This window comes from Enterobacter cloacae complex sp. ECL411 (assembly GCF_021869665.1).
Taxonomy (GTDB): domain Bacteria; phylum Pseudomonadota; class Gammaproteobacteria; order Enterobacterales; family Enterobacteriaceae; genus Enterobacter; species Enterobacter intestinihominis.
Genome location: NZ_CP091486.1, coordinates 3,635,927 through 3,659,362, shown reverse-complemented (window position 1 = coordinate 3,659,362; position 23,436 = coordinate 3,635,927). Strand labels below are relative to the sequence as shown.

Here is a 23,436-nt window from a genome sequence, read left to right as displayed (position 1 = left end):
CATGACGAGGGTTAAGCAGGTAACGATTTCAGCAGTGCAAAGGCCTCCTTCATTTTGTCTTCGCTGACCACAAAGGCGCGCATCTGACCGACAGTATCGGTGCCGCGCGCCACCATGCCCTGAGGCGAAAGGACAATCTCCCAGTTCAGATCCTGACGCTGCGTTTCACCTGCGAGATGCAGCGGTAGTTCCGGCGTTTTTACCTTCACCAGCATGGCGGGTAATTTCACCGGGGCGTTGCCGCCGAGCAGGTTTTTCGCCAGGAACATGGCGCTCAACTGAATCGGTTGCAGGAACGGCAGCACCTGCCCGTTAATTTCCGCGCAGTCGCCCAGGGCATAAATGTCCGGCTGGGTGGTTTGCAGGTAGCTGTCTACCTTCACGCCGCGATTGATCTCTGCGCCTGCGCGGTGCGCCAGCGCGGTTTCCGGGCGCAGCCCCGTCGCCGCAATAACCACATCCACTTCCACCCTGCGGGTGCGGTCGAGCGTCGCACAAATGCCGGTTTCGGTTTTGCTCAGGCTCTGCAACTGCGATTTCAGCAGCAGATGCACGCCCATGTCGGTCAGACGATGCTGTAAGCGACTGCTTACTTCTGCCGGCATCAGCGCTGACAGAATGCTGGCCGCGTGGTCAACCAGGGTGACGGATTTTCCCGCCCGGCAGAAGTCCATCGCCAGCTCGGTGCCAATCAGCCCGCCGCCGACAATCATCACCCGCATGGCGTCGCGTAACAGGGTCTCGCTGGCCTGATACTCCTGCTGACTGTTGAGCGTGACTATCAACTCGCGGCCCTCAACCGGCGGCACAAACGCAGATGCCCCCGTCGCCAGCACCAGCTTATCGTACTGCCAGGTTTTATCTTTCGCGTTCACCACGTGGGCGTCGGCGTCGATATCGGTGACCCAGGTGTACGGAAACAGACGCAGATTAAATTGTTCTGCAAACTCCCCCGCCGTCTGGCGGGTGAGATCGTCGGCGCGCTGATTTTGGCTAATGACGTGGCTTAAATCAGGCTTGTTGTACTCATCCATGCTGTCGGCGGCGATCACCGTCAACGGCACGTTAGCATCCTGTTTGCGGATATTTTTCACCAGCTGGCGGGCGGCAAAGCCCGAGCCGATAATGACGATGCCGTGGCTCATTTTGCCTCCGTTGCCAGTTCATCAAAGACGTCTTTTCCGAGGGAACATTCCGGGCAGAGGAAGTTGTCCGGCACCTCGCTCCACGGTGTACCCGGCGCGACATCCTGCAACGGCTCGCCCAGCTCGGGATCGTAAATCCACTGGCAGACGCTGCACTGCATGCAGGGGCCGAGGTCGGCAGCGGCAGGAGTGGCTTCTGCTACGGCTTCCGGCGCAGCAGCCGCGGCGGGTGCGGTTTCCGGCAGCGGCGCAAGCGCCCACTGGCGGGCAATGTCGCGACCGTGCTGGCGACAGATTTCCAGCGCGTCGAGATCCGGACGCCATTTCGCCTTCAGGCTCAGGGACATCTCAAAACCGGCATCCTGTAAACGGGTGGAGAGACGGTCTACCGCGCCGCCGCTCCAGCCGTGTGAACCAAAGGCGCTGGCGCGTTTGTTACGGAAGCGCAGGCCGGTCATCTCTTCCACCAGTCCGGCAATTTTCGGCATCATCACGTTATTCATGGTGGAGGTACCCACCAGCACGCCTTTGGAGCGGAAGACGTTGGTCAATACCTCATTCTTATCGCTGCGCGCCACGTTGAAGATTTTCACTGCCACGTTCGGGTCCACTTCGTTGATGCCCTGGGCAATGGCGTCCGCCATCATGCGGGTGTTGTTGGACATGGTGTCGTAGAAGATGGTGATGCGGTCTTCCTGATAGTCCGCCGCCCACTTCAGGTACAGTTCGACGATCTGGGTTGGATTTTCACGCCATACCACGCCGTGGGAGGTGGCAATCATATCCACCGGCAGGTTGAAGCCGAGGATCTCGGTGATTTTTGGCGTGACCAGACGGCTGAACGGCGTCAGGATGTTGGCGTAGTAGCGCTGGCACTGTTCGAACAGCTCGGTCTGATCCACTTCGTCGTTGAACAGACGTTCGTCGCAGTAGTGCTGGCCGAAGGCGTCGTTGCTGAACAGCACCGCGTCACCGGTCATGTAGGTCATCATGCTGTCCGGCCAGTGCAGCATTGGGGTTTCCACGAAGATCAGCTGTTTGCCGTTGCCGATATCCAGCGTGTCGCCGGTTTTTACAGTGTGGAAGTTCCACTCTGGATGGTGGTGGTGGCCGTTGATGGAGTCAATGGCATTGGTGGTGCAGTAGATCGGGGTATCCGGAATGTGGGACATCAGCTCGGTCAGCGCCCCGGCGTGATCCTCTTCCGCGTGGTTGATGATGATGTAGTCGATGTCATTCAAATCGATTTCGCTGCGCAGGTTCTGCACGAACTCGCGGCTGAATTTGTGATCGACGGTATCGATCAGGACGTTTTTACCTTCGCGAATGAGGTAGCTGTTGTAGCTGCTGCCGCGCAGCGTTTTGTATTCCGTCCCGTGAAAATCACGTACTTCCCAGTCACGTTGACCCACCCAATGAATGTTATTTTTAACCAGAATAGACATAGCAACCTCAACTTAATACGGCGTTTTCAAATAAGATGACTGTCATATATCAAGTTGCGTGCCAGTTTTTTAACTTATTGAAAATAATGTATTTGTGTTTTGATTCTCCCTAATGGGTAGTCATTTTGACTATCTTAAAAATTGTCAATATGACACTATGTGTTGTCAAAATGACAGTGAGGCAGAGATGAGCTTTTCCGTAGATGTGCTGGCGAAGATCGCCATAGAACTGCAAACCGGTATTGGTCATCAGGACCGCTTTCAGCGGCTGATCTCCACGTTGCGCCACGTGCTGGATTGCGATGCCTCGGCGCTGCTGCGTTACGAAGGGCGGCAGTTTATTCCGCTGGCTATCGACGGTCTGGCGAAGGACGTACTCGGGCGGCGCTTTACCCTGGAGGGCCACCCGCGTCTGGAAACCATCGCCCGTGCGGGTGACGTGGTGCGTTTCCCGGCAGACAGCGATCTGCCCGATCCGTACGACGGCCTGATCCCCGGCCAGGAGAGCCTGAAGGTGCACGCCTGTATCGGCCTGCCGCTGTTTGCCGGGCAGAACCTGATTGGCGCGTTAACCCTCGACGGCATGTCGCCGGATCAGTTCGATACCTTCAGCGACGAAGAGCTACGGCTGATTGCCGCGCTGGCGGCCGGGGCGCTGAACAACGCCCTGCTGATAGAACAGCTGGAGAGCCAGAATATTCTTCCGGGTAGCCCGACGGCGTTTGAGCAGGTGGCGCACACCGAAATGATTGGCCTTTCGCCGGGCATGGCGCAGCTTAAAAAAGAGATTGAGATTGTCGCCGCGTCTGATTTGAACGTGCTGATCTTCGGGGAGACCGGCACCGGTAAAGAGCTGGTGGCGAAAGCGATCCACGAAGCCTCGCCCCGTGCGGTGAACCCGCTGGTCTATCTCAACTGCGCGGCGCTGCCGGAAAGCGTGGCGGAAAGCGAGCTGTTCGGACACGTCAAAGGGGCCTTTACCGGGGCGATCAGCAACCGCAGCGGCAAGTTCGAAATGGCTGATAACGGCACGCTGTTCCTCGATGAAATTGGCGAACTCTCCCTTTCGCTCCAGGCCAAACTGCTGCGGGTGTTGCAGTATGGCGATATTCAACGCGTGGGTGACGATCGCAGCTTACGCGTGGATGTTCGCGTGCTGGCGGCGACGAACCGCGATCTGCGCGAAGAGGTGCTGGCGGGCAATTTCCGCGCCGATCTGTTCCACCGTCTGAGCGTGTTCCCGCTCACGGTGCCGCCGCTGTGCGAGCGGGGCGATGATGTGGTGCTGCTGGCGGGCTTTTTCTGCGAACAGTGTCGGCAAAAAATGGGGCTTTCCCGCGTGGTGCTAAGCCCCGGCGCGAGGACGCACCTGCTGAGCTACGGCTGGCCGGGTAACGTGCGTGAACTGGAACATGCGATTCACCGCGCGGTGGTGCTGGCGCGGGCTACGCGTTCGGGGGATGAAGTGGTTATTCATGCGCGCCATTTCGCGCTGCGTGAGGAAACGACGCCGTCCGTGAAGCCAGTGATACCTGAGAGCGTGAACGAAAACCTGCGCGAGGCGACGGATGCGTTCCAGCGTCAGATGATCACCCGCGCCCTGGAGCAGAATAACCGCAGCTGGGCGGCATGCGCGCGGGCGCTGGAGATGGACGTCGCCAACCTTCACAGGCTGGCGAAACGTCTGGGGCTTAAGGGTTAAATAATCCCCGCCTGGTAGAAGTCTTGCAGGTTGATCGCGCCGCACAGCCTGCCGTGCTCGTCCACCACCGGCGCAGCGGTGATTTTGCGCTTCATCAGCACCTCTTTGGCTTCAATGGCGCGGCTGTCGGCATTCAGCGTCAGCCCGCCCCGGGTCATTGCTTCGGATACCCGCGCCTCCAGCTTGCCGCCGCCCACCAGCCAGCGGCGCAGGTCGCCGTCGGTGAAGACGCCCTTCACCTGACGGTCGTTGTCGCATACCGCAACCAGCCCCAGCCCGGTGCGGCTCAGCTCCAGCATGGCGTCCATCACGCTGGTGTCGAGTTTGACCTGAGGAATGGCATCGTCCGTGCGCATCAGGTGGTGAACCTTGTTGAGCAGACGTGCCCCAAGCGCGCCAGCAGGATGGGAACGGGCGAAATCTTCCTCATTAAAACCGCGCGCCTGCATCACCGCCATCGCCAGCGCGTCGCCCATCATCAGCGTGTTGACGGTGCTGGAGGTCGGTGCCAGGTGCATCGGGCAGGCTTCGCGCTCAACGGAAATATCCAGCGTTGCTTTCGCGGCCAGCGCCAGCGGCGAACGGGATTTGCCGGTCATCGCTAACAGGGCTACCGATTTTTCTTGCAGGCGAGGGATGATGAGATCCAGCTCTTTGGCTGAACCGGAGTAGGAGATAAACAGCATCACGTCGCGGCTTTCGATCATCCCCAGATCGCCGTGCAGCGCTTCGGCAGGATGCACGAAGAACGCCGGAGTGCCGGTGCTGGCAAGCGTCGCGGCAATCTTCTTGCCGATATGACCGGATTTACCGATACCCGCCACGATCACTTTGCCCTCGCAGTGGATAATGGTGTTGGCTGCACGAACAAAATCCTCACCCAGACGCTCCGGCAGGCGGCTGGCTTCCTGTAGCTCCAGCAGCAGAGTCTGGCGGCCTGCGTTTAACAGAAAATCACTCATTTTTCTCTCCGGTTACGATCACGTCGATGCCCTTCGCTTCCAGCGCTTTTTTAAATGCCGGATCGATACCTGCGTCGGTAATCAGCTTATCGACGCTTTCAAGGCTACAGACAATGTTGGGGCTTTTACGGCCAAACTTCGACGAGTCCGCCATCAAAATCACTTCCCGCGCGGCGTTGCACATCGCTTTGCTGACGCTGAACACCTCGTTGAAGGTGGTCACGCCCGCGTTGAGGTCGATGCCGTCCGTGCCCATAAACAGCTTATCGAAGCTGAAGTGGTCGAAGGCATTCTCCGCCAGCTGCCCGTGAAACGACGCGGATTTTTTACGGAAGGTGCCACCGGGCATCAGGATGGTCTGCTCGCTGTCGAACTCTGACAGGGCATTGACGATGTGCAGGCTGTTGGTCATCACGGTGATGTTATTAAAGCGGCTGAGCAGCGGGATCATCTGCAGGACGGTACTGCCAGCGTCGAGGATGATGGAATCGCCGTCCTGGATAAATTTGACCGCAGCTTCGGCAATCAGCGCTTTCTGGTGCGTATTAATCAGCGTCTTGTGATCGATAGGCGGGTCGGCTTCGTCTTTATTGAGCACCACGCCGCCGTAGGTACGAATGACGGCGCCGGAGTTTTCGAGCAACACCAGGTCCTTGCGTATTGTCGTGCCGGTGGTGTCAAAGTAGTGGGCCAGATCCTCTACCGAGCACTTTCCCTGCTTTTGCAGATGCTCAAGTATGGCCGCCTGCCGCTGACGTGGTTTCATAGGCGCTTCGTTCCTTACGTTGCGAAATGATAATTCCGCAAGTTTATAATTTTCACAACGAAATTATCCATGTTTCAGATTAAGCGCTAATGATAGTGCATTCTGACAGAGTGAATCATGGGGGAAGATCACATCAGGTTGTAATTCATGCAGCAAAATGCCGTTGATCGCCTGGATTTTCACCGGGCGGGCAAAGACGGTCATGCCGCGCATGATGAGGGAATCGCAGACCTTATTGTTTTCATCCAGCGCAACAGCGACGACAACCCGCGGTTTAAAGCGTCCACCGGAACGCCCGACGCCCACACGGCCTTTCTGGCACAGGGCGTCAAAGGCGCGGTTAAACTGATGGATTTGCCAGCCGCCAAACGCCATCTGGCAGATCCAGGCGAGGGCGGCGAAGGTGATTAATGCGGTTACCATATCGGCTCCTTAATTGCCGGGTGGCGGCTGCGCCTTACCCGGCCTACGGGGGTTGTAGCCCCGGTAAGCGCAGTGCCACCGGGGATTAAACTCAGAACATCACCTGCCCACCGGTGACGTTAATCGACTGCCCGGTGCAGTACGAGGCTTTCGGGCTGGCGTAAAACAGCAGCATGTTCAGCACGTCCTGATAATCACACCCGCGCTTGAGCGGCACTTTGTCGATGTAGTACTGCTCCACTTCTTCAGCTTTGATGCCGAGCTTGGAGGCGTACTGCGGCAGCAGGGACTGGAACATCGGCGATTTCAACAGGTTACCCAGCATCAGCGAGTGAACGGTGATGCCGTATTCGGCCAGATCCAGCGCCAGAGACTGCGTCAGCCCCACGCCGCCAAACTTCGCCGCGCTGTAGCCGGAGTTGTGCTTGCTGCCCACTTTCCCTGATTTCGAGTTGATCTGAATGATGCGCCCCTGAATACCATCGCGGATCATCAGCCGGGAAAACTCACGGGCGCAGAGGAAATAGCCCACCAGATTCACTTGCAACGAGCGGTCAAAATCCCCCAGTTCGAAATCGCTGATAAAGGCCGCTTTCGCGATCCCCGCGCTGTAGACCAGCAGGTCGATACGCCCAAATATCTCGTCCACGCCGCGGGCCAGCGCCATCACGCTCTGCTCGCTGGTGGCGTCGGCACCAAATCCGTACGCCATCCCTTCGCCAAACTCGGTGTTGATGGCGTCCGCCACACGGGCGGCTTTTTCACTCTGAATGTCCACTACCGCTACGTGGTAACCCTCTGCGGCAAGCCCACGGCAGAGGAACTCGCCTAAGGTTTGTCCCCCACCAATGACAACGGCAACCTGACTCATGTGTTTCTCCTTAATTACGCAACAAATTTTAACGTACAGCCTGGTGTGACAGCCTGCGGAACCGGCCCCTCAACGTGAACCGTGCCGGGATACTCCGCCTGCGGCTGCCCGTCAAAACGCAGGGTGATGTGCCCCAGCTCGCGCAGGTTTTGTTCAGCGACGTCGCCGACGGCGGTCACGGCATAGCGCGCCTCGCCCAGCTCAAGCTGGCTCCCGGCCTTCAGCTCGCCGTTTAGCTCGCCGTGGCAGTGGATAAAGCAAAACTCTTCGATATCCGCAGGCGCCCCTTCGCGGAAGGTGATCAGCATCTGGTCGCTCAGCGCATCGGCCGCGCTCTGGCCGATGCGGGTAATGGTGGTCTGGTAAATCACGGTCATGGCAGGAACCTCTTATTGATAAATAAAGCCGGAGACAAACCAGGCAATCAGCACCGTGGGCGCGCCCGTCAGGAAGCGGCTCACCAGCACGGAGGGGACGCCCACGCGCACGGTGTCCTGACGTGCTTCCGCCAGCGACAGCCCGACGGGGATGAAGTCGCACGCCGCCTGAGCGTTAATGGCGAAAAGGGCTGGCAGAGCGAGGTGCGGGGGAATGTTGCCCAGACCAATCTGTACGCCAATCAGCACGCCGATGACCTGGGCAATCACCGCGCCCGGGCCGAGAAACGGCGACAGCAGCGGGAAGGAGCAGATCAGCGCCAGCGTCACCAGGCCGAGCGGGTGGCTGGCGAGCGGGGCGAGGCCGTGGGCAATCCAGTCGCCGAGGCCGGAGGCCATGATGATACCGATCAGCGCCGAGACGAACGCCATAAACGGCAGAATGGTTTTCAGCACCGTGTCGATGGTGTCGCGCCCGGACTGGAACAGCACCGCCACGGCGGACCCCATCCCCATCCCGACCTTCGCCAGCAGGCCATCGCTCTGCTCGGTGATTTTTTTGCTGGTGTCGTACTCGCGCGGGGCCGCTTTTTGCGGCGCGGATGTGCCATTCACCAGCGTGATGTTGTCCTCCTTCACCCCAGAGACATAAATATCCTCAAGGATGTACTGCGCCAGCGGGCCGGATTTCCCGGTGGAGTGAATATTTACCGTCGGAATGCGGCGCTTCGGATAGATGCCGCAGCGCAGCGTGCCGCCGCAGTCGATCACCGCCACGCCGATTTCCGCTTCCGGCGGTTCGCCTTCCTTGAAGCCGTCGACCGCTTCCCAGCCCGTCAGCTCGTGCAGCCTGTCGACGATCGCCGGGCGCGTGCCCGCGGTGATGTACACAATCTTTTTGCCTTCGGTGGCGTCGAACTCCAGCGGGCCGCCCCAGCCGCCCGTGCCTTTCTCAATGCGGATCCGGTTCATGCTGTAGCTCCTGAAAGATGGACTTTCTGTTCAAGCTGGATGCCCATTTTTTTCTCAAAAATGGCGGTGGTGAGATCCGTCACCCAGCCGCGGAAGAAGTTGGTGACCAGACCGACCAGCAGGTAGCTCACCGCCAGCGGGCCGAGCGGCAGGCCAAGCGTGGTAAGGCCGCTGGCGATCCCGAGATAAACGAACAGCTCGCCGGGGTTGATGTGCGGGAACAGGCCGTTCATGGAATGGCAGCTGTAGGAGGCGGCGGCGTAATAGCTCGGCTTGTACTTCTCTGGCATAAAGCGGCCGAGGCTTAAGGTCATCGGGTTGCAGAACACAAAGGTGCCGATGAAGGGCAGGATCAGGTAGCGGGACAGCGGGTTTCCGGCGCAGCGCTGGGCGAAGCGTTCAATACGCTGCTGGCCGATAAAGTTAATCAGCGCGTTCATGATCACCAGCAGGCTGATCAGCAGGGGCAGGATCCCGGTCACCATGCCGGTGAATACCTCGCCGCCTTTCTGAAAAAGCCCGATGAACCACTCGGCGCCGTGGGTGATGGTTTCTATCATTCTTCTCTCCTGTAGGGCGTTTGTTTTTGTCTGTTCGGGGCTAATAATAATCAAATTGAAAGCTTTTAAAGTGTTAATTAGATCTCACAATGAAAGAAAAATGGATTAATTTGAAAGATAATTGGTGGGGCGAATGATTTTCGATGGAAAAAAGCGCGGATTTGCGTTGGGGAGGTGTGTACCGCTTCCTTGAGGTGTTGCGGATGCTTTACCATACTGGGTTCTTACCGAACTCGTTAAATGGATGCCACATGTTCAAGCGTCGTTATGCAGCGCTGTTACCTGCGCTTATTCTCCTGTCCGCCTGTAGTAGCAAACCCAGGACTGAAGCTGTTCAACAAACGGCGGGCGCGCCTTCCGGCGGGTTTCTGCTTGAGCCGCAGCACAATATGATGCAGATGGGCGGCGACTTCGCGAATAACCCTGCGGCCGAACAGTTCATCGATAAAATGGTGAGCAAGCACGGTTTTGATCGCCAGCAGCTGCATGCCATTTTGTCTCAGGCGAAGCGTCTGGACTACGTGCTGCGCCTGATGGACAGGCAGGCGCCGACGGCCCAGGTGCCGACCGGGCCAAACGGGGCGTGGCTGCGCTATCGCAAACAGTTTATTACCCCGGACAACGTGCAAAATGGCGTGGTGTTCTGGAATCAGTATGAAGACGCCCTGAATCGTGCGTGGCAGGTCTATGGCGTGCCGCCGGAGATCATCGTCGGTATTATTGGGGTCGAGACTCGCTGGGGACGCATTATGGGTAAAACCCGCATCCTCGATGCGCTGGCGACGCTCTCCTTCAACTACCCGCGCCGCGCCGAGTATTTCTCCTCTGAACTGGAAACCTTCCTGCTGATGGCGCGAGACGAACAGGACGATCCGTTAGATCTGAAAGGGTCGTTCGCCGGTGCGATGGGCTACGGCCAGTTTATGCCGTCCTCCTATAAGCAGTACGCGGTAGATTTTAACGGGGATGGTCACATCAACCTGTGGGATCCCGAAGACGCCATTGGCAGCGTGGCCAACTACTTCAAAGCGCACGGCTGGACGCCGGGCGGCCAGGTGGCGGTACAGGCGAACGGCGAGGCGTTTGGTCTGGAAAACGGATTTAAAACCAAATACAGCGTGGCGCAGCTTGCAGCGGCAGGCTTAACGCCGTCGCAGCCGCTGGGCAATGTTGACCAGGTGAGCCTGCTGCGCCTGGATGTCGGAACCGGTTATCAGTACTGGTTCGGACTGCCGAACTTCTACACCATTACCCGCTACAACCACAGCACGCACTATGCGATGGCGGTGTGGCAGCTGGGGCTGGCGGTGTCTCAGGCGCGTGTGCCGGCAGCGTCACCGTTTAGCCAGTAAGTCCCCTTATGCCTCCCTCTCCCTGTGGGAGAGGGCTGGGGTGAGGGCACCCGCCCGCACCTGTTTCCCGCAGAAACATTTCGCCACATTCCCATTTCACTCCCGCCGTTTACATCTTAATCGTCTTTCATTATTGTTATGTTATAACATAATTTTTAATTGAGATGTCCATGTCCCTGTTTTCTCTCTCATCCCCGGTTCGTCTGCTGCTGGCGCTGGTGCTCATTCTGTTTCTCGGCCTGGCCGTGCGCTGGGCGGTGGCGTTGCCATGATCGTGATGAACGACCTGGTGGCGGGTTACGATCGCCAGCCCGTTACGCGCGCACTGTCCGGCGTGATTGAACGCGGGAGCATGACCGCCATCGTCGGGGCCAACGGCTGCGGCAAATCCACGCTGCTGAAAACGCTCGCTGGCTTTCTTCCGCCCGTCAGCGGTACGTTTCGCTGGCAGGGGAGACGTCCGGTGGTGGGCTGGCTGGCGCAGCGTCACGCGCTGGAGGCGCAATTTCCTCTGACCGTGCAGGACGTGGTGAGCATGGGCTGCTGGCCAGAAATCTCGCTATTTGCCGGTTTTCGTCGGGATACCCGCATGCGCATTGCCGGCGCGCTTGAGCGCGTGGGGCTGGCGTCCATGGCGTTATCCACCATCGATGAACTCTCCGGCGGGCAATTCCAGCGCATGCTGTTTGCCCGCGTTTTAGTGCAGCAGGCACCGCTGGTGATGCTGGACGAACCCTTCACCGGCGTCGATGAAGCGACCTGCAACGTGCTGATGGATCTGATGCTGGAGATGTATATGCAGGGGCAGACCCTGCTGGCGGTTCTGCATGACAGCGAGCGCGTAGCACGTCACTTCCCGCAGACGTTACGTCTGGACGCTGATAGTCCCCAATGGAAAACCGAGCGGGTGAGGGTGGCATGATCTGGCATACATTCTTCCTGCCGTTTATTGAGTACGGCTTTATGCGCCGTGCGCTGGTGGTTTGCCTGGCGCTCTCCGTCAGCACCACGGCGCTGGGGGTATTCCTTCAGCTGCGTCGGATGAGCCTGATGGGGGACGCCCTTTCTCATGCCATTTTGCCGGGTGTCGCGGTGGGCTATCTGCTCAGCGGTATGTCGCTGCTGGCAATGACTGTCGGCGGGTTTATTGCCGGGATCGCCGTTGCGCTGGTGGCCGGGCTGGTCAGCCGCCGCACGCCCCTTAAAGAGGATGCCAGCTTCGCGGGGTTTTACCTGGGTTCCCTGGCGCTGGGCGTCACGCTGGTGTCGCTGCGCGGTTCAAATGTCGATCTGCTTCATCTTCTGTTTGGCTCCATTCTCGCCGTGGATAGCGCGTCAGCCCTGTTCGTGACGGGCGTTTGCATGTTCACGCTCCTCACGCTGGCGATGTTTTATCGTGGGCTGGTCAGCGAAGCGTTCGATACCGCGTGGTTGCAGGTGAACGCGCGCTGGCTGCCCGGGATGTTACACGGTCTGTTTCTGGCGCTGCTGGTGCTCAACCTGGTGGCCGGTTTTCAGGTGCTCGGCACGCTGATGGCCGTCGGGCTGATGATGTTACCCGCCGTGGCGGCACGCTGCTGGGTGCGCACCCTGCCAGGGTTACTTCTGATGGCGGGTATCAGCGGTATTTTTTGCGCCTGGCTGGGCTTAAGCCTTTCCTGGGCAGTGAGTCTGCCCGCCGGGCCCTCCATTGTGCTGACCGCCAGCGCATTGTTCTTTATTTCCGTTTTATTTGGCACGCGCAGCAGGCTGGCGGATAGCCTGCGGGCGCTTTTTTAACGCAAGGGGAAACGATGAAACGTACAGGGTTAGCCGTGGCGCTCGCGCTCGGCATGATGACGCACGGCGTAATGGCGAAAACGCTTAATGTGGTGACCAGCTTTTCCATCCTGGGAGACATCACGCAGCAGGTTGGCGGCGATCGTGTGAAGGTGACGACGCTGGTGGGGCCGGACGGTGATCCCCATACTTTCGAACCCTCGCCCAAAGACAGCGCGGCGCTGAGTAAAGCCGACGTGGTGGTAGTCAATGGGCTGGGGCTGGAAGGCTGGCTCGATCGTCTGGTGAAAGCCTCCGGATTCAAAGGCCAGCTGGTGGTTGCTTCGGACGGCGTGAAAACGCACACGCTGGAAGAGGACGGTAAAACCGTGACCGATCCGCACGCGTGGAACAGCGCGGCGAACGGCGCGCTGTATGCGCAAAATATTCTCTCAGGGCTGGTGAAGGCCGATCCTGAAGATACGGCGGCGCTTGAAGCTACTGGTAAACCCTATATTGCGCAGCTCTCTCAGCTGGACGGTTGGGCTAAAAAGCGTTTCAGCGACATCCCACAGGCGAAGCGCAAAGTGCTGACCAGCCACGACGCCTTCGGCTATTTCAGCCGCGCCTACGGCGTGACGTTTATGGCGCCGCAGGGGCTGTCGTCTGAGAGTGAAGCCAGCGCGGCGCAGGTAGCGGAGATTATCAATCAGATTAAAGCTGACGGCGTGAAAACCTGGTTTATGGAAAACCAGCTTGATCCGCGCCTGGTGAAGCAGATTGCGACCGCCACGGGCGCCCAGCCGGGCGGTGAACTTTACCCGGAAGCGCTGTCCGCGAAGGGCGGCGTGGCGGACACCTACGTCAAGGCGTTTCGCCACAATGTGGATACCCTCGCTAACAGCATGAAATAAGCGTCTCTCTGGCCGATGCGCCCGCATCGGCTTTTTTCTGAAGCCCCCTCGTAAAACCCGACGCGCATCCCCATATTTGATGAGAAAGTGCTATCTTGTGCTGCATGTTTTTCTAAGGCCTGGAGCGAGAATGACTGACCATGATTTGATGCAGCTAAGCGAAGTGGTGGGGCTGGCGCTGAAACAGCGCGGCGCGACTCTTACGACCGCAGAATCCTGCACCGGCGGCTGGGTGGCGAAAGCAATTACCGATATTGCTGGCAGTTCCGCCTGGTTTGAACGCGGCTTTGTGACCTACAGTAACGAGGCTAAAGCGCAGATGATTGGCGTGCGTGAAGCCACGCTTGAGCAGCATGGCGCGGTCAGCGAGCCGGTGGTGATCGAAATGGCGATTGGCGCGCTGAAAGAGGCGCGCGCAGATTACGCTATCTCCATCAGCGGTATCGCGGGGCCGGACGGCGGCAGCGACGTGAAGCCTGTCGGCACCGTCTGGTTTGGCTTTGCCACCTCAAAAGGTGAAGGGATCACCCGCCGGGAATGCTTCAGCGGCGATCGCGAAAGCGTGCGTCGTCAGGCAACGGAATACGCGTTAAAAACGCTCTGGCAACAATTTCTACAAAATACTTGATACTGTATGACTATACAGTATAATTGCCTCAACAGAACAGAAGTCCATGGTGAAGCGCAGTTGCTTCTCCCGGCATGACAGGAGTAATAATGGCTATCGACGAAAACAAACAGAAAGCGTTGGCGGCAGCACTGGGCCAGATCGAAAAGCAATTCGGTAAAGGCTCCATCATGCGCCTGGGTGAAGACCGTTCCATGGATGTGGAAACTATCTCCACTGGTTCGCTTTCTCTTGATATCGCACTGGGCGCTGGCGGTTTGCCGATGGGCCGTATCGTAGAAATCTACGGTCCGGAATCCTCGGGTAAAACCACCCTGACGTTGCAGGTTGTTGCGGCGGCACAGCGCGAAGGTAAAACCTGTGCGTTTATCGATGCCGAGCACGCGCTGGACCCGGTCTATGCCCGTAAACTGGGCGTTGATATCGACAACCTGCTGTGCTCCCAGCCGGACACCGGCGAGCAGGCCCTGGAAATTTGTGACGCGCTGGCGCGCTCAGGTGCGGTTGACGTGATCATCGTCGACTCCGTTGCGGCGCTGACGCCAAAAGCGGAAATTGAAGGTGAAATCGGTGACTCTCACATGGGCCTCGCGGCACGTATGATGAGCCAGGCGATGCGTAAGCTGGCGGGTAACCTGAAGCAGTCCAATACGCTGCTGATCTTTATCAACCAGATCCGTATGAAAATTGGTGTAATGTTCGGTAACCCGGAAACCACCACCGGCGGTAACGCTCTGAAATTCTACGCTTCTGTCCGTCTGGATATCCGCCGTATCGGCGCGGTGAAAGAGGGGGATAACGTCGTCGGTAGCGAAACCCGCGTGAAGGTTGTGAAGAACAAAATCGCAGCACCGTTCAAACAGGCTGAATTCCAGATCCTCTACGGCGAAGGTATCAACTTCCTCGGCGAGCTGGTTGACCTGGGCGTGAAAGAGAAGCTGATTGAAAAAGCGGGCGCATGGTACAGCTACAACGGTGACAAGATTGGTCAGGGTAAAGCGAATGCTATCTCCTGGCTGAAAGAGAACCCGGCGGCGGCGAAAGAGATTGAGAAAAAGGTGCGTGAACTCCTGCTGAGCAACCAGGACTCTAAACCTGATTTCGTGGTCGACGGCGCGGATGCTGAAGAAACCAACGAAGATTTTTAATCCTCTCGGATAAAAATGAAGGGCTGCTGATGCGGCCCTTTTTGCATTTCTGAATCGACAGGTTTTTTATGAGTGAACCGACATCACGCCGACCAGCCTACTCACGCTTGCTGGATCGGGCCGTGCGTATTCTTGCCGTGCGTGACCATAGCGAACAGGAGCTGCGGCGGAAACTGTCAGCGCCCGTCATGAGCAAAAACGGTCCGGAAGACATTGATGCCACCGCGGAAGATTATGACCGCGTGGTTGCCTGGTGCTACGAGCATCACTATCTGGATGACGGCCGTTTTGCCGCTCGCTTTCTTGCCAGCCGTGGTCGTAAAGGCTATGGGCCAGCGCGTATCCGCCAGGAGCTGAACCAGAAAGGTGTAGCCCGTGAATCGATTGAAAAAGCCATGCGCGAAAGTGAAATCGACTGGTGCGAACTGGCGCGTGAGCAGGCGGTACGAAAGTACGGTGAGCCGCTGTCGCGTGAATTTTCAGAAAAAGTTAAAATCCAGCGCTTTTTGCTCTACCGCGGCTTCCTGATGGAAGATATTCAGGATATCTGGCGTAATTTTACCGATTGAACGCATGCGGGATTTTACTTCCCACTAAAGAAAACTTATCTTATTCCCACTTTTTCCAGTAGCTGGTCCGTCCAACTGTTTACAGATACAGATCTGCTGCGACATTTCGTTAGCTTGATTTCAGGATAATTATGAGCAAGAGCACCGCTGAGATCCGTCAGGCGTTTCTCGATTTTTTCCATAGTAAGGGACACCAGGTTGTTGCCAGCAGCTCCCTGGTACCGAACAATGACCCGACTCTGCTGTTTACCAACGCCGGGATGAACCAGTTCAAGGATGTGTTCCTTGGTCTCGACAAGCGTAATTATTCCCGCGCCACAACCTCACAGCGTTGCGTGCGTGCGGGCGGTAAACACAACGATCTGGAAAACGTCGGTTACACCGCGCGCCACCACACTTTCTTCGAAATGCTGGGTAACTTCAGCTTCGGCGACTACTTCAAACACGACGCCATTCAATATGCGTGGGAACTGCTGACCGGTGAAAACTGGTTTAATCTGCCGAAAGAGCGTCTGTGGGTGACCGTGTATGAGACCGATGACGAAGCGTTCGACATCTGGGAAAAAGAAGTGGGTATCCCTCGCGAACGTATCATCCGTATCGGTGACAACAAAGGCGCGCCTTACGCGTCTGATAACTTCTGGCAGATGGGTGACACCGGCCCTTGCGGTCCGTGCACCGAGATCTTCTACGATCATGGTGACCACATCTGGGGCGGCCCTCCGGGAAGCGCGGAAGAAGATGGCGATCGCTACATTGAGATCTGGAACATCGTCTTCATGCAGTTCAACCGTCAGGCCGACGGCACCATGGAGCCGCTGCCAAAACCGTCCGTAGATACCGGTATGGGTCTTGAGCGTATCGCGGCCGTTCTGCAACACGTTAACTCCAACTATGAGATTGACCTGTTCAGCACCCTGATCAAAGCCGTTGCCGAAGTGACGGGCGCAACCGATCTGAACAACAAATCACTGCGCGTTATCGCAGACCATATTCGTTCCTGTGCGTTCCTGATTGCTGACGGCGTTATCCCGTCGAATGAAAACCGTGGCTATGTGCTGCGTCGTATCATTCGTCGTGCGATCCGTCATGGCAACATGCTGGGCGCGAAGGACACCTTCTTCTATAAACTCGTTGGGCCACTGATTGGCGTGATGGGCTCTGCCGGTGACGAGCTGAAACGCCAGCAGGCGCAGGTTGAACAGGTTCTGAAAACCGAAGAAGAGCAGTTTGCCCGTACGCTGGAGCGCGGACTGGCGCTGCTGGACGACGAGCTGGCGAAACTCAAGGGCGACACGCTGGATGGCGAAACCGCTTTCCGCCTGTACGACACCTACGGCTTCCCGGTTGACCTGACGGCGGACGTTTGCCGCGAGCGCAACATCAAAGTTGACGAAGCAGGCTTTGAAGCCGCAATGGAAGAGCAGCGTCGTCGTGCGCGTGAATCCAGCGGTTTTGGCGCGGACTACAACGCGATGATCCGCGTTGATAGCGCGTCTGAATTTAAAGGCTACGAAGAGCTGGCTCTGACCAGCAACGTGACCGCGCTGTTTGTTGACGGTAAAGCCGTAGACAGCATTAGCGCAGGTCAGGACGCGGTTGTTATCCTGGATAAAACACCGTTCTATGCGGAATCCGGCGGCCAGGTTGGCGATAAAGGCGAACTGAAAGGCAATGGCTTCAGCTTCAGCGTAAGCGATACCCAGAAATACGGTCAGGCAATTGGTCACCAGGGCAAACTGGTTTCCGGTTCTCTGAAAGTGGGCGAGGGCGTTCAGGCCAACGTTGACGAAGCTCGCCGCGCGCGCATTCGTCTGAACCACTCGGCAACCCACCTGATGCACGCAGCCCTGCGCGAAGTGCTGGGTACGCACGTTGCACAGAAAGGTTCTCTGGTTAACGACAAAGTGCTGCGTTTCGACTTCTCGCATTTTGAAGCGATGAAGCCGTCTGAAATTCGTGCGGTGGAAGACCTGGTGAATGCCCAGATCCGCCGCAACCTGCCAATCGAAACCCACATCATGGATCTTGAGGCAGCGAAGAAGAAAGGTGCGATGGCGCTGTTTGGCGAGAAATATGACGACCGCGTTCGCGTGCTGAGCATGGGCGACTTCTCTACCGAACTGTGTGGCGGTACTCACGCATCCCGCACCGGTGACATCGGCTTGTTCCGCATCGTTTCCGAGTCGGGTACGGCGGCAGGCGTGCGTCGTATTGAGGCGGTGACCGGGGAAGGTGCAATTGCCAGCCTGCATGCGCAGAGCGACCAGCTGCACGAGATCGCGCAGCTGCTGAAAGGCGATAGCCAGAACCTGGGCGAGAAAGTGCGTGTCGCGCTGGATCGTACCCGTCAGCTGGAAAAAGAACTCCAGCAGCTGAAAGAACAGGCTGCGGCGCAGGAGAGCGCAAACCTCTCCAGCAAAGCGGTAGACATTAAGGGCGTCAAACTGCTGGTCAGCGACCTGGCGGGCGTTGAGCCTAAGATGCTGCGTACCATGGTCGACGATCTGAAGAACCAGCTTGGTTCGACGGTTATCGTGCTGGCAACGGTCGCAGAGGGTAAGGTTTCTCTGATTGCGGGCGTCTCTAAGGATGTGACGGATCGTGTCAAAGCAGGGGAACTGATTGGCATGGTCGCCCAGCAGGTGGGTGGCAAAGGTGGCGGTCGTCCGGACATGGCGCAAGCCGGTGGTACGGATGCGGCGGCACTTCCCGCGGCATTAGCCAGCGTTGAAAGCTGGGTAAGCGCGAAACTGTAATAACTACAAAGCACAAGCAGACGCCATAGCGGTAACGTTATGGCGTCTTGCTCACTGCGCTATCGATAACGATAAAGTCAGGTTGAGTTTGTGTATATCGGCTAAACTTACGTTTAACAGAATGTGATGCCGTGACTGCTTACACTTTACGTGTTTGTCATCGCTTACTTTTTGGCGTTATATGATGGATAATGCCGGGATACAAGAGACCCGACTCTTTTAATCTTTCAAGGAGCAAAGAATGCTGATTCTGACTCGTCGAGTTGGTGAGACCCTCATGATTGGGGATGAGGTCACCGTGACAGTTTTAGGGGTAAAGGGTAACCAGGTACGTATTGGTGTTAACGCTCCTAAAGAAGTATCTGTCCACCGTGAAGAGATCTACCAGCGTATCCAGGCTGAAAAATCCCAGCAGTCCAGTTACTGATATTGTCGCGTCTCGCTGTCGGGCGAGACGCAACTCTCCCGCTATTTTTCCTGCATAAAGTTACCGTTCTATTTCAAACGCTTCGTTTTTGACCACTCTCATAATCTTATCTCATCCAAATGACGCGCTTCTCTCAACACAATTCTGTGAAGATGCCTGCAAAATCCGCTTATAAAACACTCTCTTTGCGGCTTTTACATGCGAATTGCGTGCGAATTGTGCAAACGAAAAAAGCATGTGGAAAATTGTTTGACTTATAAGTCCCAGAAAGTAATATATGCGCCACGCAGCGACGAGAAGCTCTTAACGAGTTGCTCGAAGCACTCGAAAGAGGCGTTGTGTGGTGAGGTGGCCGAGAGGCTGAAGGCGCTCCCCTGCTAAGGGAGTATGCGGTCAAAAGCTGCATCCGGGGTTCGAATCCCCGCCTCACCGCCATTTTGCATCCGTAGCTCAGCTGGATAGAGTACTCGGCTACGAACCGAGCGGTCGGAGGTTCGAATCCTCCCGGATGCACCATCTATTACTTCATATTGCTTTCGAAGTGATATGAATATCGAGCAGTACAGTAGTAAATCCCGATGCATCCGTAGCTCAGCTGGATAGAGTACTCGGCTACGAACCGAGCGGTCGGAGGTTCGAATCCTCCCGGATGCACCATTTTTTACTTCATATTGCTTTTGAAGTGATATGAGTATCGAGAAGTACAGCAGTAAATCCCGATGCATCCGTAGCTCAGCTGGATAGAGTACTCGGCTACGAACCGAGCGGTCGGAGGTTCGAATCCTCCCGGATGCACCATTTTTTAATTCATATTGCTTTTGAAGTGATATGAGTATCGAGAAGTACAGCAGCAAATCCCGATGCATCCGTAGCTCAGCTGGATAGAGTACTCGGCTACGAACCGAGCGGTCGGAGGTTCGAATCCTCCCGGATGCACCATCTCTTCTTGTGATCCCCTTCGATGTTTAGTTCTTAATCACTCTCATTGTTATCACTTCGCAATCAGCGACAAAAATCCCCTTTTACGATAAAGTAATGCTTTGTTAATCGTTTAGCGAGAGCACGATGTACGCACAGTATGACGGTTTGATCTTCGACATGGACGGCACCCTCCTGGATACCGAACCCACGCATCGTCAGGCCTGGACCGAAGTCCTGGGCCGTTACGGTATGCGCTTCGATTTACAGGCGATGATTGCCCTCAACGGATCGCCCACCTGGCGTATCGCACAGGCCGTGATTGAGCTGAATCAGGCCGATCTCGACCCGCACCAGCTCGCGCGTGAAAAAACCGACGCGGTAAAAGCCATACTGTTAGACACCGTGCAGCCTTTACCACTCATTGACGTCGTCAAGGAGTGGCACGGCCGTCGTCCTATGTCTGTCGGTACGGGCAGCGAGAGCGCGATTGCTGAAGCGCTACTCAAACACCTTGGCCTGCGCCACTATTTTTCTGCCGTCGTTGCCGCCGATCATGTTAAACATCACAAACCCGCACCGGATACCTTCCTGCGCTGTGCAGAATTAATGGGTGTACCACCTGCAAAATGCGTGGTGTTTGAAGATGCTGATTTTGGCATTCAGGCCGCACGTGATGCCGGAATGGCGGCGGTGGATGTTCGCTTACTGTGAGTGACGCGCTGTCACTCGCTTCATTATTCGCCAGCAGTTTTTTAAGCTCCACCCTCTTACCGGGGAATTCGGAAGTGGTGCTGGTGGCGATGCTGTTGTCCGGCGTGAGTCAGCCCTGGTTGCTGGTCTTAATAGCAACAATGGGTAATAGCCTTGGAGGGCTGACTAACGTTATTCTTGGACGTTTCTTTCCGCTACGCGAAAAATCTCGCTGGCAGGAAAAGGCAGTGGGCTGGCTAAAACGCTATGGCGCTGCCACGCTGTTATTAAGCTGGATGCCTGTAATAGGCGATTTACTGTGTCTGCTGGCGGGATGGATGCGCATCTCCTGGGGACCGGTGCTCTTTTTTTTGTGCCTTGGCAAGGCGTTACGCTATGTTTTACTGGCATGGGTAACACTACAGGGTATGACGTGGTGGCACTAATTGGTGGAATGAATTCGCGACCTTCAATCGTCAACCATTACAATTATGCTGAGTGACAATTTTTTGACAGGCGGGAGGTCAAATTGATCCCGGACGTATCACAGGCGCTGGCCTGGCTGGAAAATCACCCTCAGGCACTGAAGGGGATTCAGCGTGGGCTTGAGCGCGAAACGCTGCGCGTAAATGCGGATGGTAGCTTAGCGACTACGGGACACCCGAAGGCGTTAGGCTCGGCGCTGACACATAAATGGATCACAACCGATTTCGCCGAAGCGCTGCTGGAGTTCATTACGCCAGTAGACGGTGATATTGATCATATGCTGACGATCATGCGCGACGTGCATCGCTTCACCGCCCGCAACCTCGGCGACGAGCGTATGTGGCCGCTCAGCATGCCGTGCTATATCGAGCAGGGGCAGGATATCGAGCTGGCTCAGTACGGCACCTCGAATATTGGACGGCTGAAAACGCTGTATCGCGAAGGACTGAAAAATCGCTACGGCGCACTGATGCAGACGATCTCTGGCGTGCACTACAATTTCTCTCTGCCGATGGCGTTCTGGCAGGCGAAGTGCGGTGAAACGGATAAAGAAGCGATCTCCGCGGGCTACTTCCGCCTGATCCGCAACTACTACCGTTTTGGCTGGGTTATTCCGTATCTGTTCGGCGCGTCCCCGGCTATCTGTTCATCGTTCCTGCAAGGGAAACCGACCACGCTGCCGTTCGAGAAGACTGAGTGTGGCATGTACTATCTGCCGTACGCGACCTCGCTGCGCCTGAGCGACCTTGGCTATACCAATAAGTCGCAAAGCAATCTCGGAATTACGTTTAACGATCTGCACGAATATGTGGCAGGCCTGAAGCGGGCGATAAAAACCCCGTCGGAAGAGTACGAAAAAATCGGCCTCGAAAAAGACGGCAAGCGCCTGCAAATTAACACCAACGTATTGCAGATTGAAAATGAACTGTATGCGCCGATTCGTCCGAAGCGCGTGACGCGCAGCGGTGAAACGCCGTCGGATGCGCTACAGCGCGGCGGTATCGAATACATTGAAGTGCGCTCGCTGGATATCAACCCGTTCTCACCGATTGGCGTTGACGAGCAGCAGGTTCGCTTCCTTGACCTGTTTATGGTCTGGTGCGTACTGGCGGATGCGCCGGAAATGAGTTCCGACGAACTGCTGTGTACTCGTGCCAACTGGAATCGCGTGATTCTGGAAGGGCGCAAGCCGGGTCTGACGTTAGGTATTGGCTGTGAAACGGCCCAGTTCCCACTGTCTAAGGTAGGGAAGGATCTGTTCCATGACCTGAAGCGCGTAGCCCAGACGCTGGATAGCGTGTACGGCGGCGAAGCTTACCAGAAGGTCTGCGACGAACTGATTGAAAGCTTTGATAACCCGGAACTGACATTCTCAGCACGTATTCTGCGTTCTATGATTGAACAGGGAATTGGTGGCACAGGGCGTTCACTCTCAGCGGAGTACCGTGAGATGCTGATGCAGGAGCCGTTAGAGATCCTGAGCGAAGCGGATTTTGTGGCAGAGCGCGATGCGTCCGTTGTGCGTCAGAAAGAGGTCGAAGCGGCGGATACGGAGTCGTTTGAGGCGTTTCTGGCGAAGCAGGCCTGAACCAAAAGAAAAAGGCCACATCGCTGTGGCCAAAATATACATCTCTGAATTCAGGGATGATGATAACAAATGCGCGTCTTTCATATACTCAGACGCGCATTCTGTAGAAGAGTTCAGTTTATTTTAAAAAAAATCACTATCGGAGGTGACGTATGCCGTTATTAGATAGCTTTACTGTCGACCATACCCGTATGGAAGCACCAGCAGTCCGCGTGGCGAAGACCATGAACACGCCGCACGGCGACACGATCACCGTTTTCGACCTGCGCTTCTGCGTGCCGAATAAAGAAGTGATGCCAGAGAAAGGCATTCACACGCTGGAACACCTTTTCGCCGGATTCATGCGCGACCACCTGAACGGCAACGGCGTGGAGATCATCGATATCTCTCCGATGGGCTGCCGCACCGGTTTCTACATGAGCCTGATTGGTCAGCCTGAAGAGAAACGCGTCGCGGATGCGTGGAAAGCGGCCATGGAAGACGTGCTGAAGGTGAAAGAGCAGAACCAGATCCCAGAGCTGAACGTTTACCAGTGTGGCACTTACCAAATGCACTCTCTGGAAGAAGCTCAGGAGATTGCCCGCCATATCATCGAACGTGATGTTCGTGTAAACAGCAACGACGAGCTGGCCCTGCCAAAAGAAAAACTTCAGGAACTGCACATTTAGTATTGTGCCTGTGGATGCCCGGTGGCGCTTCGCTGACCGGGCCTACAATACTGATGACGACAACCACGGCCAGCTCCGCGCTGGCGACGCCGGTATCGCGATCGTTTTGCGGATGCACGCTGATACAGACGTCGCTGCGGCGGCTGAAGTAGTGGCAGAAATACTCGATCTGGTCGAAATAGACGTTCGGCGTGCTCACTTCGACGTAAGTCTGTCGAGAGCCAGCGCGTGGCGCGGGTGTGTTCAGCATGGTACGCTCCTGTTGTCTTTTCACTCTCGTGAATCAATTTCAGGCGCGCTGCTTT

At 56.6% G+C, this 23,436-nt stretch carries 23 protein-coding genes, 5 tRNA genes and 1 pseudogene; 19 read left to right on the top strand and 10 right to left on the bottom strand.

Translation table 11 applies throughout. From position 1 onward, the window contains the following. Positions 1-11: 11 nt before the first annotated feature. Together norW and norV are read right to left on the bottom strand one after the other, a co-directional pair. A complete protein-coding gene (gene norW / locus L3069_RS17530; RefSeq protein ID WP_038416586.1) occupies positions 12-1,145 on the bottom strand; it encodes an NADH:flavorubredoxin reductase NorW in 1,134 nt (377 codons plus the stop codon). Then, positions 1,142-2,590 (bottom strand): anaerobic nitric oxide reductase flavorubredoxin, encoded by a 1,449-nt coding sequence (norV, locus tag L3069_RS17525; RefSeq protein ID WP_038416585.1) that lies wholly within the window; start codon positions 2,588-2,590, stop codon positions 1,142-1,144. The genes norW and norV overlap by 4 nt, the downstream gene beginning before the upstream one ends. 187 nt (positions 2,591-2,777) lie before the next feature. Between norV and norR the strand changes: the two genes are divergently transcribed. Continuing rightward, positions 2,778-4,292 carry a nitric oxide reductase transcriptional regulator NorR gene (norR, locus tag L3069_RS17520; protein ID WP_038416582.1) on the top strand — a complete coding sequence of 505 codons (1,515 nt, stop codon included), beginning with the start codon at positions 2,778-2,780 and terminating at the stop codon, positions 4,290-4,292. On the opposite strand, the gene gutQ is transcribed toward norR, so the two are convergent. From gutQ to srlA, 7 genes are all read right to left on the bottom strand, one after another. Further along, positions 4,289-5,254 carry an arabinose-5-phosphate isomerase GutQ gene (gutQ, locus tag L3069_RS17515; RefSeq protein ID WP_023298458.1) on the bottom strand — a complete coding sequence of 322 codons (966 nt, stop codon included), beginning with the start codon at positions 5,252-5,254 and terminating at the stop codon, positions 4,289-4,291. The genes norR and gutQ overlap by 4 nt on opposite strands. Next, the gene (locus L3069_RS17510; RefSeq protein ID WP_015571676.1) at positions 5,247-6,020 is read right to left on the bottom strand and encodes a DNA-binding transcriptional repressor; all 774 of its coding nucleotides are present in this window, start codon (positions 6,018-6,020) and stop codon (positions 5,247-5,249) included. The genes gutQ and L3069_RS17510 overlap by 8 nt, the downstream gene beginning before the upstream one ends. Before the next feature lie 63 nt (positions 6,021-6,083). Beyond that, positions 6,084-6,443: a transcriptional regulator GutM gene (gene gutM, locus L3069_RS17505; RefSeq protein ID WP_023298457.1), complete on the bottom strand. Its 360-nt coding sequence runs from the start codon at positions 6,441-6,443 to the stop codon at positions 6,084-6,086. Between the two features lie 91 nt (positions 6,444-6,534). Then, complete coding sequence (srlD, locus tag L3069_RS17500; protein ID WP_032625941.1) at positions 6,535-7,314, bottom strand: sorbitol-6-phosphate dehydrogenase; 780 nt, start codon at positions 7,312-7,314, stop codon at positions 6,535-6,537. Between the two features lie 14 nt (positions 7,315-7,328). Next, on the bottom strand, positions 7,329-7,691 hold the full coding sequence (gene srlB / locus L3069_RS17495; protein WP_022649147.1) for a PTS glucitol/sorbitol transporter subunit IIA: 363 nt from the start codon (positions 7,689-7,691) through the stop codon (positions 7,329-7,331). A 12-nt stretch (positions 7,692-7,703) separates the two neighbouring features. Further along, positions 7,704-8,663, bottom strand: coding sequence for a PTS glucitol/sorbitol transporter subunit IIB (locus tag L3069_RS17490; RefSeq protein WP_022649146.1), 960 nt, complete (start codon positions 8,661-8,663; stop codon positions 7,704-7,706). Beyond that, the gene (gene srlA, locus L3069_RS17485; RefSeq protein WP_003862164.1) at positions 8,660-9,223 is read right to left on the bottom strand and encodes a PTS glucitol/sorbitol transporter subunit IIC; all 564 of its coding nucleotides are present in this window, start codon (positions 9,221-9,223) and stop codon (positions 8,660-8,662) included. The genes L3069_RS17490 and srlA overlap by 4 nt, the downstream gene beginning before the upstream one ends. A gap of 251 nt (positions 9,224-9,474) precedes the next feature. Here srlA and mltB point away from each other — a divergent pair, with 251 nt between their 5' ends. The 18 genes from mltB to luxS all read left to right on the top strand — a co-directional run bounded on the left by mltB (position 9,475) and on the right by luxS (position 23,131). Continuing rightward, positions 9,475-10,575: a lytic murein transglycosylase B gene (mltB, locus tag L3069_RS17480; RefSeq protein WP_022649145.1), complete on the top strand. Its 1,101-nt coding sequence runs from the start codon at positions 9,475-9,477 to the stop codon at positions 10,573-10,575. A 268-nt stretch (positions 10,576-10,843) separates the two neighbouring features. Then, a complete protein-coding gene (locus L3069_RS17475; protein WP_022649143.1) occupies positions 10,844-11,497 on the top strand; it encodes a metal ABC transporter ATP-binding protein in 654 nt (217 codons plus the stop codon). Next, positions 11,494-12,354, top strand: coding sequence for a metal ABC transporter permease (locus L3069_RS17470; protein ID WP_038416580.1), 861 nt, complete (start codon positions 11,494-11,496; stop codon positions 12,352-12,354). The genes L3069_RS17475 and L3069_RS17470 overlap by 4 nt, the downstream gene beginning before the upstream one ends. Positions 12,355-12,368: 14 nt before the next feature. Next, complete coding sequence (locus L3069_RS17465; protein ID WP_022649141.1) at positions 12,369-13,247, top strand: metal ABC transporter substrate-binding protein; 879 nt, start codon at positions 12,369-12,371, stop codon at positions 13,245-13,247. A gap of 130 nt (positions 13,248-13,377) precedes the next feature. Next, the gene (pncC, locus tag L3069_RS17460; RefSeq protein WP_038416579.1) at positions 13,378-13,875 is read left to right on the top strand and encodes a nicotinamide-nucleotide amidase; all 498 of its coding nucleotides are present in this window, start codon (positions 13,378-13,380) and stop codon (positions 13,873-13,875) included. Between the two features lie 89 nt (positions 13,876-13,964). After that, positions 13,965-15,023, top strand: coding sequence for a recombinase RecA (gene recA / locus L3069_RS17455; RefSeq protein WP_022649140.1), 1,059 nt, complete (start codon positions 13,965-13,967; stop codon positions 15,021-15,023). Positions 15,024-15,091: 68 nt separating this feature from the next. Continuing rightward, entirely contained in the window at positions 15,092-15,592 is a 501-nt protein-coding gene (gene recX, locus L3069_RS17450; protein ID WP_038416578.1) for a recombination regulator RecX, read from the top strand. Positions 15,593-15,723: 131 nt separating this feature from the next. Next, positions 15,724-18,351 carry an alanine--tRNA ligase gene (alaS, locus tag L3069_RS17445; protein ID WP_022649139.1) on the top strand — a complete coding sequence of 876 codons (2,628 nt, stop codon included), beginning with the start codon at positions 15,724-15,726 and terminating at the stop codon, positions 18,349-18,351. 241 nt (positions 18,352-18,592) lie between these two features. Continuing rightward, the gene (gene csrA, locus L3069_RS17440) at positions 18,593-18,778 is read left to right on the top strand and encodes a carbon storage regulator CsrA (protein ID WP_000906486.1); all 186 of its coding nucleotides are present in this window, start codon (positions 18,593-18,595) and stop codon (positions 18,776-18,778) included. 342 nt (positions 18,779-19,120) lie between these two features. Continuing rightward, positions 19,121-19,213, top strand: a tRNA-Ser gene (locus tag L3069_RS17435). 4 nt (positions 19,214-19,217) lie between these two features. After that, positions 19,218-19,294 (top strand) — tRNA-Arg (locus L3069_RS17430). A gap of 64 nt (positions 19,295-19,358) precedes the next feature. Continuing rightward, positions 19,359-19,435: transfer RNA gene (locus L3069_RS17425), tRNA-Arg, on the top strand. Positions 19,436-19,499: 64 nt separating this feature from the next. Further along, positions 19,500-19,576, top strand: a tRNA-Arg gene (locus L3069_RS17420). A 64-nt stretch (positions 19,577-19,640) separates the two neighbouring features. Further along, positions 19,641-19,717 (top strand) — tRNA-Arg (locus L3069_RS17415). Between the two features lie 126 nt (positions 19,718-19,843). Next, entirely contained in the window at positions 19,844-20,410 is a 567-nt protein-coding gene (gene yqaB / locus L3069_RS17410) for a fructose-1-phosphate/6-phosphogluconate phosphatase (RefSeq protein ID WP_022649138.1), read from the top strand. After that, positions 20,407-20,835, top strand: a complete 429-nt coding sequence (locus tag L3069_RS17405; RefSeq protein WP_017692791.1) for a YqaA family protein — start codon at positions 20,407-20,409, stop codon at positions 20,833-20,835. The genes yqaB and L3069_RS17405 overlap by 4 nt, the downstream gene beginning before the upstream one ends. An 83-nt stretch (positions 20,836-20,918) precedes the next feature. Beyond that, on the top strand, positions 20,919-22,463 hold the full coding sequence (gene gshA, locus L3069_RS17400; RefSeq protein WP_038416576.1) for a glutamate--cysteine ligase: 1,545 nt from the start codon (positions 20,919-20,921) through the stop codon (positions 22,461-22,463). A gap of 152 nt (positions 22,464-22,615) precedes the next feature. After that, positions 22,616-23,131 (top strand): S-ribosylhomocysteine lyase, encoded by a 516-nt coding sequence (gene luxS, locus L3069_RS17395; protein ID WP_003862180.1) that lies wholly within the window; start codon positions 22,616-22,618, stop codon positions 23,129-23,131. Positions 23,132-23,192: 61 nt separating this feature from the next. On the opposite strand, the pseudogene L3069_RS17390 reads toward luxS, so the two are convergent. Then, positions 23,193-23,336, bottom strand: a pseudogene (locus L3069_RS17390) (hypothetical protein); the annotation flags it as partial. Positions 23,337-23,436 lie beyond the last annotated feature (100 nt).